Source organism: Phycicoccus sp. Root563 (genome assembly GCF_001427915.1).
Lineage (GTDB): Bacteria > Actinomycetota > Actinomycetes > Actinomycetales > Dermatophilaceae > Pedococcus.
The window spans coordinates 2,804,872-2,818,689 of sequence record NZ_LMGM01000001.1 but is presented as its reverse complement, the minus strand read 5'-3'; the positions used below and the strand labels follow the sequence as shown (position 1 = coordinate 2,818,689).

The following is a 13,818-nucleotide window of genomic DNA, read 5'->3' as shown; positions in this document are numbered from 1 at the left end:
CCGACGCCCGTCCGCGTGTCCCAAAGGCCTGTACCCAGACCACCCGCCCTCCCCGCCGAGCAGAGCCGACCGCCGCCGACCAGCGCCGTAGCGAGACGGCGCTTAGGGTCGACGGAGGGGTTGGTCCGGTCCGGGTCACCACCTCACTCGACGAAAGGTCTGTTCACATGTGGGTCCTGTTCACCCGTCGCCTCCGGATGTGGCTGCTCGCGAGCGTGGCACTGCCCGTCATCGGCTGGCTGCTGGGCCGGATCGGTACTGCCATCGAACAGCGTCGAGGCTCCTCGCGCGTGTCGCGCACCCTCGTGAGCGCCGGTGACAAGGTGCGCCGCCGCCGGTAGGCGGGCGTGGCCGCCAAGACCCCAGCACCTCACCGACGGTCGACACCGCGGACGCCGTACGCGACCGTCGGCACCGTGGTGATGCGCTTCACATGAGCAATGTGGCGTCGGGGCGTGCCGATTTCCTCCCGGAGCACGACGAAGTGGTGACAGCACTTCTGCAGGAAGGAAACCACCATGTCGACACCGTCGAAGGCCAGCCACTCCCCCGAGGAGTACGGACTGGGCCGCCGCGCAGCCGCCGAGTTCACCGGAACGCTCTGGCTCGTCCTCGCGGGCTGCGGCAGCGCCGTCCTGGCCGCGACCTCCACGGCTCAGGCCGACGGGTCACAGCTCTTCGTCGGCGTCGGCTACCTCGGTGTCGCCCTGGCGTTCGGCGTGGCCGTCACGACCATGGCCTACGGCCTGGGCCACATCTCCGGGGGCCACTTCAACCCCGCGGTCAGCCTCGGTCTGGCCCTCGCCGGCCGGCTCGGCTGGCGCGACCTGCCCACCTACGTGGCCTCCCAGCTGGCCGGTGCCGTGGCCGGTGCCGGGATCCTCTACGCCATCGCCTCGGGTCGACCCGGCTTCGACGTGACGACCGGCTTCGCCACCAACGGGTATGGCGCCCACTCACCCCAGGGCTACAGCCTGACCGCCGCCCTGGTCACCGAGCTGGTCCTCACCGCGGTGTTCGTCGTCGTCATCCTCGGTGTCACCGACTCCGCCGCCCCCAAGGGCTTCGCACCGCTGGCGATCGGCCTGACGCTGACGGTCATCCACCTCGTGTCGATCCCGGTGACCAACACCTCCGTCAACCCGGCCCGGTCGATCGCCCCGGCCCTGTTCTCCGGTGCCGATGCGCTCGGTCAGGTCTGGCTGTTCATCGCGGCACCACTGGCCGGTGCCGCCGTGGCAGCGCTGGTGTACCGCCGGCTGTTCGCAGCGCGGACCGCGCCCGCCGCGATGGCCGACGCCGCGCGGAGCTGACCGCAGCGCCGTCCACCACGTCGAGATGGGCCCGTCCGGACTTCCGGACGGGCCCATCTCGACGTGCGCGTGCTGGGTGCGTCAGTGGCGGTTGAGGTACGCCTGCAGGCTCCTGACCGTCGCGTGGTCGAGGTTGCGGGAGCCGTTCTTCTTGGCGCCGATCTTGGACTGCAGGGCGCGGATGGTCTTCGGGCCGATGGCACCGTCCGGCGTGGAGCCGACCTTGCGCTGCAGCTTCTTGACGTCCGAGTGCGAGATCGAGGCGTTGACCGAACCGCCGACCCAGCGCTCGATGGCGCGGTCGGTCTTCGGGCCGCGCACGCCGTCGACGACGAGCTTGGCGTGGGAGGACTGCTTGGCGGGGGCCTTGCGGACCGTCGAGCGCGAGGCGCGGCTGGTGCTGGTCGAGCCGGTGCTGGCTGCGCCACCGTTGGCCCGGGTCAGGCCGGCACGGGCACCACAGGTCGGCCAGGCGCCGGGGCCCTGGGCGGCCAGCACCTTCTTGGCAACCGAGATCTGCTCGGCCTTGGAGGCCTGGTGCGCGTTGTTGGCGTACCGCTCGCCGCCGTAGGCGTCCCACGTGCTCGGGGAGAACTGCAGCCCACCGTAGTAACCGTTGCCGGTGTTGATGGCCCAGTTGCCGCCGCTCTCACAGGCGGCGACACGGTCCCAGACGGTGGCGGCAGAGGCCGAGGTGGCGGTGGCCATGCCACCGGCGATGGTGGCGGCACCGGCGACGGCGACGCCGGCGAGGCGACGACGGACCGGCTGGGGCTTCCGGGCAGAGTGCTTCGGGGCATAGAACATTGCAGGGGGGTCCTTCCTGACCGGCGCCTGCGAGGTGAGCTGTCGGGTTCGGGCTGTCAGGTGCCCGGCCGGCGTGAGCCGGCTTCACCCCAAGACCGCCGGAGCGGTCGCGTTGGGTCCCCCGTCCTCGTCGTGCCCGGAGCTGTTCCGGTGAACCACCCGCCTGACGAGGCTCGGCGCTGCGGGTGGGCATTGGATTGGGAATGCGGTGGTGTGCAGTTGTCGGCGCGAATGCGCTGGTCAAAGGTAAGGCGCTGGCCCCCGGGCCACAAGCCGGTCCACGAAAAACGAACCGAAGAACGTATGGCGCATTCGTCCCTTTTGTGCCGGGCCGGAACTCGTCAGCGCCGTCGTACGCGCCGCTTCTGCACCATCCGGCGGTCGAAGGGTGCGGCCACGAACTCCCCGAGGACGCTGCCGGCTGCGATCGCCAGCAGGACGGCCATGGCGCCGAGCAGCGTCGTGATGCCGCCCTGCATCGACAGCGAGCCCGCGTTCGCCGAGGACCCGTTCACCATCTCGTAGAGGCCCCGGAAGATGGCCAGACCGGGCAGCAGGCCGTAGGACGCCGGGACGGCCAGCACCATGGCCGGCGCCCCCATCCGCAGCGCGATGAGCCTGCCGGCGAACCCGAGCACGGTGGCCGCGACACCGGCGGCGGCGAGCTGGCCGAGGGCGTCGAGCCGGTCCACGCCGAGGGACACGGCGACCCCGAGGGCCGACAGCGCACCGGCAGGCACGACGAGGTTGCGGCGACTGCGCAGCGACACCGCCCCCGACATGCCGACGACGAACGCTCCCACGACGGCCAGGGCCACCGGTGCGCTCAGGGCGCGCGTCGCCATGACGGAGGGCGAGACGAGCTGGAGGTCGAAGGTCGAGGTCAGCGCCAGCGTCACGGACAGCCCCGTCGCGACCCCGAGAATGATCCCGGCCGTCGTGAGGAACACCCCGAACATCCGGCCCGCGCCGGTCACCGAGTAGCCGGAGATGGCGTCCTCGAACGCCGACGCGACGGTCCGTCCCGGCAGCAGCACGGTGATCCCGCCGGCCACGATGAACGCGAACTCCTCCGAGGACACCGGGATCCAGCCGTTGGCCCCCATGCTGAACGCACCCCAGGCGATCGCGGTCGCGAGGAACCCGCCGATGGCGCACTGGTAGAAGTCGGGGAGCCCGCGGCGCCCGGTGGCCCGGGCGGCATACCCGACGAGCAGGGCCGAGCCCCCGGCGACGAGGGACGCGACGATGCCCGCCCCGAGCATGAGGGCGATGGCGGCCGAGAGGACGCCGAGCGAGCCCCGCACCGCCCAGCGCGGCCAGAACCGCGGCGCCCGGCGGATCTCGCGCAACCGGGCTGCCGCGGCCTCGAGGTCGTAGCTGCCGGCGACGAGGTTCTCGACGAACTCGTGCACCGCGGTGAGGCGGTCGAAGTCGCGGGTCGCGGAGCGGACGACGCGCAGCATGGTGATGGGCGCCCCCGAGGAGGACGTGCACTGCACGAGCAGGGACTGCAGCGTGATGTCGACCTCGAGGTTGTCGAGTCCGGCGGCCGCGGCGACGGCGATGACCGACGACTCCACCTGGGGCGCCCCCGCGCCGCACCGCAGCATGAGCTCACCCACCCGCAGCGCGAGGTCCAGCGACGCCCGCGCCTCGCGTTCCTCGGCCGCGGCCTGCCTGACGCGGGCGTTGCGGTAGGGCGTGTGCCGCAGCGAGTCGACCATCGGCAGCGTGTCGGTGATCTCCTCACCGCGCCAGATCCGGCTCTGCCGCAGGGCCGGTCGCTTGAGCGGCCGACGAGGCGGCAGGGCGGGCGGAGGGTTGACGCCGGTCGCCATCAGCGGTTCACGCCCGGCACGACCACGGAGGGCTGCTGGGTCGGCCACCACTGCACGGTGCCGCCCTGCTGCAGGCTCCAGACGACGAGGCCGGCCGCCCCGAGCAGGAGCAGGGCCACGACGACCCGGGTCGCCCGCGGTCCGGGACTGGTGCCACGGACGATGCTGCGCGAACCGCGCCGCAGGCCCGCGCCACCGGGACCCCACCACGCCATCAGCCCGGCGACGACCGCACCGACGGCGACGGGCGCGGACCGGTCCGGTTCGGGCTGGCCGCCGGTCACGGCGACGATCGCGAGCGCGGCGCTGAACACCGCGCACACACCCACGACCAGCGGCAGCAAGGCGCTCACGACGGTCGCCACAAGGCCGATCACGAGGTGCCACGGGCTCGCCGCGACCGCGAACGGGACGTCGGAGCGACGTCGCCCGCGGTTGTGGCGACGCAGCACCAGCGAGGTCACGGAGCGGTCGGCCGTCCGCGCCGCCCAGGACCACAGGACGGCGACGACGGCGGCCACGACCGGGAACGCCGCGGCACCGGCGACGAACAGGGCCAGCAGGGCGACCAGGGTGCCGGTCCGCCCGGCCCGGCCGATGCGGGGGTCGGGCTCGCCCGCGTCCCCCTCCCACGCCGCCTGCCAGTCCGACGGCTCGTCCTCGGGCGACGGCTCGTCGAAGCCGCCGACGTCGGCGCCACCGTCCCACTCGTCGTCGCGGTCCACGGGGAGGGCGACCGGACCCACGGGTCGCCGGTCGGCGACCGCGGGTCGGTCCCACCGTGCCGTGGGTCGCTGCTCCAGCACCTGCGTATGGCGCGGGGGCGCGCTGAGGGCGGTCGTCACCGGCTTCCCCTCGGCGTAGCGCTCGAGCGCCTCGACCACCTCGTCGGCGTCCGGGCGCTGGCGTGGCTCGGGCGAGAGGGCGGCGCGCAGCAGCGGGGCGAGTCGGGGGTCGACGCCGGTGAGGTCGGCCTCCCCGCGGCTGACCCGGCTGAGCACGACGTCCATCGGTCCGCGGCCGAAGGGCGGGGCACCGCTGGCGGCGAAGGCGAGGGTCGCCGCCCAGCCCCACCAGTCCGTCGCCTCGGTGACCGGCGCGCCCTCGACCACCTCGGGCGACAGGTAGCCGGGAGTGCCCATGACCAGGCCGGTCATGGTGATCCGCACGTCGTCGGCGACGTGGGCGATCCCGAAGTCGATGAGCACCGGGTCGCCGTCGAGCAGAAGGACGTTCCCGGGCTTGAGGTCACGGTGGATGACGTCGGCGGAGTGGATCGCGTCGAGCGCCTCGGCGAGGCCGCGGCCCAGCGAGAGGAGCGGGCCACCGGTGATCGGGCCGTGCTCCTTGACGACGTCGTCGAGCGCGGGCCCGGGCACATACCGGGTCACGAGGTAGGGACGGTCGCCATCGAGGTCGGCGTCGATGACCGCCGCGACCCGCGGGTCGCGGATCCGCCCGAGCACGTCCACCTCCCGGGCCAGCCGGGTGCGCGCGTCCTTGTCGTGGGCGATGTGCGGGCGCAGCAGCTTGAGCGCGACGGCGCGGCCATGGGGGTCCAGCGCGAGGTGGACGACACCCATGCCGCCCTCGCCGATCTGCTGGATCAGGCGGTACGGCCCGATCCGCGGCCCGTCGGGCGCACTGGTCCCGTCGCCGCCGTCGCTCCCCTCGATGGCCTCGGTCCGCATCCTCCTACGGTAAGGGAGGCCACCGGAGGAATCGGGTAGGGCTACTGCTGGATGTACCCGACGAGCTGGTCACGCTCGGTCTGGAGCTCGTCGATCCGGTGCTTGACGATGTCGCCGATGCTGACGATCGCCTGCAGCCGTCCGTCCACGACGACCGGCACGTGCCGGATGCGCAGGTCGGTCATCGTGCGGGCGAGCTCCTCGATGGCCGCTTCGGGCAGGCACGTCGTCACCTCGGCCGTCATGATCTCCGAGATGGGCAGGGCGAGCACGGCGGCGCCCCTGCGGTGCAGGTGGCGGACGATGTCGCGCTCGCTGACGATCCCGTCGACGGTGGACTGGTCCGTGGAGACGACCACGGCACCGATCCGGTGCTCCTCGAGCAGCTCGAGGAGTCTCTCGACCGTCTCGTCCGGTCGGACGGTCACGACCTGGTCACCCTTGCGACGCACCACATCCGAGATCTTCATGGTCAGACGTTAGACCGCAGGGCAGGTCCTCGCTAGGGGAGATTCAGGGCACCGCCCGCGGCGCCGACACCGAGGCCCTCGATCCGGCAAGGGGCGCCCGCCTGCGGCCGGACATAGGGTTGGGGTCGAATCAGAACCCCGGAGTTGATGAACCAGTGCCCCGCACAGCCACAAAGTTCGACCTCGTGATCGCCGCCAACCGCCTGCCCGTCGACCGTGTCGTCGACGCCGATGGCACCGAGTCGTGGAGGACCAGCCCCGGCGGGCTCGTCACCGCCATGGAGTCGGTGATGCGCGGCCGTGAAGGCGCCTGGGTGGGGTGGGCCGGCGAGGCCGGTGACGCACCCGAGCCGTTCGTCGAGGACGACATGTACCTGCGCCCCGTGGCGCTCTCCGAGGACGAGGTCGCTCACTACTACGAGGGTTTCAGCAACGACACCCTGTGGCCGATCTACCACGACGTCATCGTGTCGGCGACGTTCCACCGCTTCTGGTTCGGCGCCTACGAGGCCGTGAACCGCCGTTTCGCCGAGGCCGTCTGCGACGTCGCCGCCAAGGGCGCCACCGTCTGGGTGCACGACTACCAGCTGCAGCTCGTGCCGGCCATGGTCCGCGAGATGCGGCCCGACGTCCGGATCGGCTGGTTCAACCACATCCCCTTCCCGCCCGTCGAGCTGTTCGCCCAGCTCCCGTGGCGCCGCGCCATCCTCGAGGGGCTGCTGGGCGCCGACTACCTGGGGTTCCAGCGCGTCGCCGACGCCCAGAACTTCATCCGCGCCTGCCGCCAGCTCCTGAGCCTGCCCACCAAGGGCGACACGGTCTCGGAGTCGCGGTCCGAAGGAGCACGACGGGTCCGCGCCAGCGCGGTGCCGATCTCGATCGACTTCGCGGGGCTGGAGGCGCTCGCCAAGCAGCCCGAGACCAAGGCCCGTGCTGCCGAGATCCGCAAGTCCCTCGGCGACCCCGAGACCCTGATCCTCGGGGTGGACCGGCTCGACTACACCAAGGGCATCGGCCACCGCATCAAGGCGTACGGCGAGCTGCTCGAGGAGGGCAGGGTCGCCCCGCCGAAGCAGATGTTCGTCCAGGTGGCGACCCCCAGCCGCGAGCGCGTCGACGCCTACCGCGACCTGCGCAACGAGATCGAGGGCGAGGTCGGCCGGCTCAACGGCGAGTTCAGCGACATCGGTGCCCCCGCGGTGCAGTACCTGCACCACTCCTACCCGCGCCAGGAGATGGCCGCCCTCTATCTCGCTGCCGACGTCCTGCTCGTGACGCCGCTGCGTGACGGCATGAACCTCGTGGCCAAGGAGTACGTCACCTGCCGCTACGACGACGGCGGCGCGCTCGTCCTGTCGGAGTTCACCGGCGCGTTCCACGAGCTGCACCAGGCGTTCGTCGTCAACCCCCACGACATCGAGGGCCTCAAGCAGACGATCATGCGGGCCATCGAGACCCCTGACAAGGACAAGCGGCGCCTCATGCGCGCCATGCGACGGCGGGTCGCCGACCACGACGTGCAGCGGTGGGCCGCCCGCTTCCTCGACAACCTCGCCCACGCTCCCGAGAAGGGTGGCTCGTGACGCTCCCTCCCGACTACCGCGAGGCCGCGGCGCGGTTCGCCGCGGCCGGCCGGGTGCTCGTGGCCACGGACTTCGACGGGGTGCTCGCCCCCCTCGTGCTCGACCCCTCCACCTCCGCCCCGCTCCCGGGCACGATCGAGGACCTGCAGGCGCTCGCCGCCCTCCCCGACACGTATGCCGCGGTGGTGTCCGGTCGCGACCTGGCCACCCTCACCGGGCTCACCGGGCTCGGCGGCAGCGCCGTGACCCGGATCGGCAGCCACGGTGGCGAGTCCAGCGCAGCCGAGGGCGACGACCACGGTGAGGCGGCCCTGGACGACGAGCAGCGCGCGCACCTGGCCGACCTGACGCAGGAGCTCGAGGAGCTCTGCAGCGGGCTGCCCGAGGGCGTCTACCTCGAGCACAAGCCGACCGCCGTCGTCCTGCACACCCGTCGCATGGAGGAGGGGCCGGCCGCCGAGGCCGAGCAGGCCGCGCTCGACGTGGCCGCGCGGCATACGGGGCTGCACGTCCTGCACGGCAAGCAGGTGGTGGAGATGAGCGTCCTGCAGGCCGACAAGGGCACCGCGCTGGTCGCACTGCGCGACTCGGTGGGTGCGAGCCGCGTCGCCTACTTCGGTGACGACGTGACCGACGAGCACGCGTTCACGGCCCTGGGCGCCGACGACCTCACGGTCAAGGTCGGCGACGGCGAGACGGCGGCGCGGTTCCGGGTGACGGGGCCGCAGGACGCCGCCGAGGCCCTGTCGCTGCTCCGGTCGCTCCGCGAGGACTAGCGCCGGGGCGCGGCACCCGTCGACGCTCGCACGACGAGCTCGGGACGGAAGACGTACTCGGCCCGCGGCGTGGGCTCGCCGCGGATCTCGTCGAGCAGGGCCCGCACGGCAGCCTCGGCCATCGGCTGCACGCTCTGGCGCACGGTCGTCAGCGGCGGGTCGGTGAAGGCGATGAGCGGCGAGTCGTCGTAGCCGACGACGGAGAAGTCCTCGGGCACCCGCAGCCCCGCCCGACGCGCCGCGCGGATCGCCCCGAGCGCCATGAGGTCCGAGCCGCAGACCACGGCGGTGCAGCCCTTGTCGAGCAGCCGGGCCCCGGCCGTGTCGCCGCCCTCGACCGAGAACATGGTGCGCTCGATGAGGTCCTCGACGTCGTCGCGGCCGAGCAGCGTGTGCATCGAGGAGCGGAACCCGGCGATCTTGCGGATGACGGGGACGAACCGGTCGGGGCCGATCGCGAGCCCGATGCGGGTGTGGCCCAGCTGGACCAGGTGGGTGAGCGCGAGCTCCATGGACGCGATGTCGTCGTTGGAGATGAAGGGTGCGTCGATGCCCTGCTGGTACCCGTTGACCAGGACGATCGGCAGGCCGCGCTCACGCAGCGTGGCGTAGCGGTCGGTGTCCTCGGTGACGTCGGCGTGCTGCCCGGAGACGTAGATGATGCCCGCGACGCCGCGGTCGAGGAGCATCTGCACGTACTCGTCCTCGTGCACCCCACCGGGGGTCTGCGTGCACAGCACGGGGGTGAACTGGTGGCGGGCGAGCGCCGTCTCGATGATCTGCGCGAACGCCGGGAAGATCGGGTTGGTCAGCTCCGGGACGATGAGGCCGACGAGGTCCGCGGACTTGCGCCGCAGCCGGGACGGCCGGTCGTACCCGAGCACGTCGAGAGAGTGCAGCACCGCCTCGCGGGTGGAGTCGGCGACGCCGGGCTTGCCGTTGAGCACGCGGCTGACGGTCGCCTCGCTCACGTCGGCGTGGACCGCGATGTCGGCCAGTCTCGCCTTCACCGATCCCCTCCCCTTGGTGTGTGCTCCGCGCGCGCGCCCCAGGTGTGCCGCGGGGCGTCGCCGCAGGTGCCGGACAGGGCGCAATCTAGCAAGAACTTGCAGCGTGACCGATCAGGTACGTGCAAGAACTTTCACGACGCACGGGCGGTTGGCCCAGGTTTGTCCCGACCTCGTGCGTGAGCGGGGGTGCGCAAACGTTTCCATCCTGCGGATGGGAGGTGGTCAAACCGCGCCGGCTGGGACAGACTGACCCCACCGACGACACCGATGTCGCCGGTGTTCCACCTTTACAACGGATCGTCCGGCACGTTCCTGCCGGTGAAGGAAAGGCAAAGACGCCCATGGCAACTGTGAAGTTCGACGAGGCCACCCGCCTCTACCCCGGCAACGACAAGCCCTCTGTCGACAAGCTCAACATCGACATCGAGGATGGCGAGTTCCTCGTCCTCGTCGGCCCGTCCGGCTGTGGCAAGTCCACCTCCCTGCGCATGCTCGCCGGCCTCGAAGAGGTCAACGCCGGCAAGATCTGGATCGGTGACCGCGACGTCACCAACCTGTCCCCCAAGGACCGCGACGTCGCCATGGTCTTCCAGAACTACGCGCTCTACCCGCACATGACGGTCGCCGACAACATGGGCTTCGCGCTCAAGATCGCCGGCGTCGACAAGGGCGAGATCCGCAAGCGCGTCGAGGAGGCTGCCAAGATCCTCGACCTCACGCCGTACCTCGAGCGCAAGCCGAAGGCCCTCTCCGGTGGCCAGCGCCAGCGTGTCGCCATGGGTCGCGCGATCGTGCGCTCCCCCCAGGTGTTCCTCATGGACGAGCCGCTGTCGAACCTCGACGCCAAGCTCCGCGTCCAGACGCGCACCCAGATCGCCTCGCTGCAGCGACGCCTCGGCGTCACCACCGTCTACGTCACCCACGACCAGGTCGAGGCCATGACGATGGGTGACCGCGTCGCGGTCCTCAAGGACGGCATCCTGCAGCAGTGCGACAGCCCGCGCCGCATGTACGACCACCCGAACAACGTCTTCGTCGCCGGCTTCATCGGCTCCCCCGCCATGAACCTGCTCGAGGTCGAGTCCACCGACGGCGGTGTCCTCGTGGGTGACTCGACCGTCGCCGTCGAGCGCGACCGCCTCGCGGGCGCCTCGGGCAAGGGCCTGACGCTCGGTGTCCGTCCCGAGGACCTCGAGCTGCGCACCGACGGCCACGGCATCGCCGTGACGGTCGACGTCGTCGAGGAGCTCGGCGCCGACGCGTACATCTATGGCTCGACCAAGGCCACCCAGCACGTGGACGAGGAGGACAGCGACGCACCCGAGAAGCCGTTCATCGCGCGCGTCGACGGTCGTCGTCCCCCGGCCAAGGGCGAGACGGTCTACCTGGCCCCGAAGACGGGTCACGTGCACCTCTTCGACGCCCAGTCCGGTCTGCGCCTCGGCGACTGACCGCAGCGCCATCTGCAAGGCCTGTGGCCGGCTCCCGCGAGGGGGCCGGCCACACGGCTGTCCGGGCCCGGGCGCGCTGGTTGCCCGGCGCGGGCGCCCCGCTGGCCGGCCTGCTCGGTGAGCAGCCCACCCGCACCGACGACCAGAGTGGGAGCATGGACCCGTGGCCCTGAACATCACCGCATCCCGGCCCGACCCGGCCCTGCTCGACCTCCCGTGGGAGCTCCCGCTCGAGACCTGGCCGGAGGAGTACCTCGCAGCCCTGCCCCGTGGCATCTCGCGGCACGTCGTGCGCTTCGTCAAGCTCTCCGGCCGGGTCCTGGCGGTCAAGGAGATCAAGGCCGACATCGCCGTCCGCGAGTACCAGATGCTGCGCGTCCTCAACAAGATCGAGGTCCCCTGCGTCGAGCCCTTCGGGGTCGTCAGCGGGCGCACCGACCGCGACGGCAACCCCCTCGACGCCTGCCTGATCACCCAGCACCTGCAGTTCTCGCTGCCCTACCGCGCGCTGTTCAGCCAGTCCCTGCGCGAGGGCACCTCCACCCGTCTCATCGACGCGCTCGCGGTGCTGCTCGTGCGCCTGCACCTCAGCGGGTTCTGGTGGGGCGACGTGTCCCTCTCCAACACGCTGTTCCGGCGCGACGCCGGCGCCTTTGCGGCCTACCTCGTGGACGCCGAGACCGGCGAGCTGCACCAGTCGCTCACGGACGGCCAGCGCGAGCACGACCTCGACATCGCCCGGGTCAACATCGCCGGTGAGCTGATGGACCTCGAGGCGGGCGGCTTCCTCGAGGCCGGCACCGACGCCGTCGACACCTCCAACCGGATCGTCACCCGCTACACCGAGCTGTGGGACGAGCTCACCGGCCTGGAGCGCTTCGAGCGCGGCGACCGCTGGCGCGTCGACGAGCGCATCCGGCGGCTGAACGAGCTCGGCTTCGACGTCGACGAGCTCGCCATCTCCACCGACTTCGACGGCACGACGATCCAGATCCAGCCCAAGGTCGTCGACGCCGGGCACCACTCCCGCCGGCTGCTGCGCCTCACCGGCCTCGACGTCGAGGAGAACCAGGCCCGTCGCCTGCTCAACGACCTCGACTCCTACCGCGCCGGCACCGACCGACAGAACGACGACGAGGAGATCGTGGCGCACGACTGGCTGGCCAAGATCTACGAGCCGATCACCCGGACCGTGCCCCGCGACATGGCGGCCAAGCTGGAGCCGGCCGAGCTCTTCCACGAGGTGCTCGAACACCGTTGGTACATGTCGGAACGCGCCGGGCACGACATGCCCATCGAGGACGCGATCCGCGACTACGTCGCCCACGTCCTGCCCAGCAAGCCCGACGAAGCCACCGTGGTCGGCGTCGACACGGTCGAGATGCCGGTCGTCGCCATGTTCGACGACCGGTAGTCGTCGCCGCCCCACCGGCCCTCCCCCGTCCGGACAGGGTGTTCGCGAATCCGCCCCCTGGCCTGCTCGCGCGGCGGTACCTTTCCGGCGGCCCGCGGGGAGCGCGGCCGGAACGGTACGCGCACAGGGGGACGGACATGACCGAGCACCAGGCCTTCTCGACGTCGGGCGGCACGATGTCGGGACAGTGGGTGCCGATGGCCGGCTGGTGGCGCCGCGTCGCCGCCAGCCTGATCGACGCCTTCGTGGTCGCCGCGGCCCAGATCCCGTACTACGTCGGGTTGGTCGTGCTCCTCGACGCGGCACCTGGCGCGCGGATCCTCGGCGGCGACCCCGCCGACTACGCCGGCGTGGACCTGCCCACCCTGCTGCTGGCGAGCGGCCTGATGCTCCTGGGCTCCGTGCTCGGACTGGTGGCCGTGATCTGGAACCGCTTCATCCTGCAGGGACGTACCGGCCAGAGCCTGGGCAAGTCCGCGCTCAAGCTCTACCTCGTCAGCGCCCAGACCGGCACGCCCGTCGGCGCAGGCACCGCCTTCGTCCGCGACATCGTCCACATCGTCGACGGCCTCTTCTACCTCGGCTACCTCTGGCCCCTCTGGGACAGCCGGAAGCAGACCTTCGCCGACAAGATCGTCGGGACCGTCGTCGCGCACGCCGCGCCGGTCGGGGCTCCCGGAACGGCGCTCGTCCCGCCGGTGGGCGCGCCCCTTCCCCAGTAGCGTGAGCCCGTCGGCGACGGTTCGACGGCGGCCGCGCACCATCCCGAGGGGACCTCGATGACCGACCAGGCACAGCCACCGCACCCCGAGCGCCGTGGCGGGCTGGTGGGCCGGGGCTGGCCCGCGCCATACGGAATGGCCAGGTATGCCGCACTGACGGCACCCGGGGTCGACGGGCCCTGGGGGCCGCTCGCCGACTGGGGCAGCCGGGTGGCCGCCTCCCTCATCGACAGCCTGGTGGCACTCTCGGGGCTGCTGCTGTGCGTCGCCGGCGTGGTCACCTTCTCGGCGGGTGTCGCGAGGACCGAGTCGGTCTTCGACCCCGCCACACAGACGACCAGCCAGGTCGACACGGGCCTGATGGTCCTCGGCGGCGTGCTGGCCCTGCTCGGCCTCGTGGCGGTGCTGGCGATCCAGCTCTGGAACCGGACGTTCCGGCAGGGCCGCACGGGTCAGAGCCTGGGCAAGACGGCCCTGGGTCTGCGCCTCGTGGAGGAACGCACGGGCCAGCCCGTCGGGGCGGGGATGGCGTTCGTGCGCGAGCTGTGCCACACCCTCGACGGCCTCGGCGCCAACATCGGCTACCTGTGGCCGCTGTGGGACGACAAGCGCCAGACGTTCGCCGACAAGGTGATCGGCACCGTCGTGGTCCGGGTGCCGAGGCCCGGAGAGGCCGCCGGAGCAGAGGGGCCCGACGACGGAGGGCGGTGACCACCCGGGGTGGTCACCGCCCTCTGCGC

13 protein-coding genes and 1 riboswitch are annotated in these 13,818 nt (G+C 71.8%); of the genes, 8 read left to right on the top strand and 5 right to left on the bottom strand.

What is annotated here, in order from left to right; translation table 11 throughout:
• Nucleotides 1–167 precede the first annotated feature (167 nt).
• Nucleotides 168–341: a hypothetical protein gene (locus tag ASD62_RS20155; RefSeq protein WP_157581468.1), complete on the top strand. Its 174-nt coding sequence runs from the start codon at nucleotides 168–170 to the stop codon at nucleotides 339–341.
• A gap of 177 nt (nucleotides 342–518) precedes the next feature.
• Nucleotides 519–1,313, top strand: a complete 795-nt coding sequence (aqpZ, locus tag ASD62_RS13450) for an aquaporin Z (protein ID WP_082580815.1) — start codon at nucleotides 519–521, stop codon at nucleotides 1,311–1,313.
• Between the two features lie 81 nt (nucleotides 1,314–1,394).
• On the opposite strand, the gene ASD62_RS13445 is transcribed toward aqpZ, so the two are convergent.
• From ASD62_RS13445 to ASD62_RS13430, 4 genes are all read right to left on the bottom strand, one after another.
• Entirely contained in the window at nucleotides 1,395–2,120 is a 726-nt protein-coding gene (locus ASD62_RS13445; protein WP_056916395.1) for a transglycosylase family protein, read from the bottom strand.
• A 9-nt stretch (nucleotides 2,121–2,129) separates the two neighbouring features.
• Nucleotides 2,130–2,309: riboswitch (cyclic di-AMP (ydaO/yuaA leader) on the bottom strand.
• Between the two features lie 152 nt (nucleotides 2,310–2,461).
• Nucleotides 2,462–4,009 carry a threonine/serine exporter ThrE family protein gene (locus ASD62_RS13440; protein WP_157581467.1) on the bottom strand — a complete coding sequence of 516 codons (1,548 nt, stop codon included), beginning with the start codon at nucleotides 4,007–4,009 and terminating at the stop codon, nucleotides 2,462–2,464.
• Entirely contained in the window at nucleotides 3,961–5,652 is a 1,692-nt protein-coding gene (locus tag ASD62_RS20490; protein WP_056916393.1) for a serine/threonine-protein kinase, read from the bottom strand. The genes ASD62_RS13440 and ASD62_RS20490 overlap by 49 nt, the downstream gene beginning before the upstream one ends.
• 41 nt (nucleotides 5,653–5,693) lie before the next feature.
• The gene (locus ASD62_RS13430) at nucleotides 5,694–6,122 is read right to left on the bottom strand and encodes a CBS domain-containing protein (RefSeq protein ID WP_056916392.1); all 429 of its coding nucleotides are present in this window, start codon (nucleotides 6,120–6,122) and stop codon (nucleotides 5,694–5,696) included.
• 155 nt (nucleotides 6,123–6,277) lie between these two features.
• On the opposite strand from ASD62_RS13430, the gene ASD62_RS13425 reads away from it, so the two are divergent.
• On the top strand, nucleotides 6,278–7,705 hold the full coding sequence (locus tag ASD62_RS13425) for a trehalose-6-phosphate synthase (RefSeq protein ID WP_056916391.1): 1,428 nt from the start codon (nucleotides 6,278–6,280) through the stop codon (nucleotides 7,703–7,705).
• A complete protein-coding gene (gene otsB / locus ASD62_RS13420; RefSeq protein ID WP_056916390.1) occupies nucleotides 7,702–8,481 on the top strand; it encodes a trehalose-phosphatase in 780 nt (259 codons plus the stop codon). Before ASD62_RS13425 ends, otsB begins: the two co-directional genes overlap by 4 nt.
• Here otsB and ASD62_RS13415 read toward each other — a convergent pair.
• Nucleotides 8,478–9,491, bottom strand: a complete 1,014-nt coding sequence (locus ASD62_RS13415) for a LacI family DNA-binding transcriptional regulator (protein ID WP_056916389.1) — start codon at nucleotides 9,489–9,491, stop codon at nucleotides 8,478–8,480. The two genes, otsB and ASD62_RS13415, sit on opposite strands and share 4 nt — an antisense overlap.
• Nucleotides 9,492–9,832: 341 nt before the next feature.
• Between ASD62_RS13415 and ASD62_RS13410 the strand changes: the two genes are divergently transcribed.
• The 4 genes from ASD62_RS13410 to ASD62_RS13395 all read left to right on the top strand — a co-directional run bounded on the left by ASD62_RS13410 (nucleotide 9,833) and on the right by ASD62_RS13395 (nucleotide 13,789).
• Entirely contained in the window at nucleotides 9,833–10,942 is a 1,110-nt protein-coding gene (locus ASD62_RS13410) for an ABC transporter ATP-binding protein (protein WP_056916388.1), read from the top strand.
• Nucleotides 10,943–11,105: 163 nt separating this feature from the next.
• Nucleotides 11,106–12,356 carry a DUF4032 domain-containing protein gene (locus tag ASD62_RS13405; protein WP_056916387.1) on the top strand — a complete coding sequence of 417 codons (1,251 nt, stop codon included), beginning with the start codon at nucleotides 11,106–11,108 and terminating at the stop codon, nucleotides 12,354–12,356.
• A gap of 137 nt (nucleotides 12,357–12,493) precedes the next feature.
• A complete protein-coding gene (locus ASD62_RS13400) occupies nucleotides 12,494–13,078 on the top strand; it encodes an RDD family protein (RefSeq protein WP_056916386.1) in 585 nt (194 codons plus the stop codon).
• 57 nt (nucleotides 13,079–13,135) lie between these two features.
• Nucleotides 13,136–13,789: an RDD family protein gene (locus ASD62_RS13395; RefSeq protein ID WP_082580813.1), complete on the top strand. Its 654-nt coding sequence runs from the start codon at nucleotides 13,136–13,138 to the stop codon at nucleotides 13,787–13,789.
• The last annotated feature ends 29 nt before the right edge of the window (nucleotides 13,790–13,818 follow it).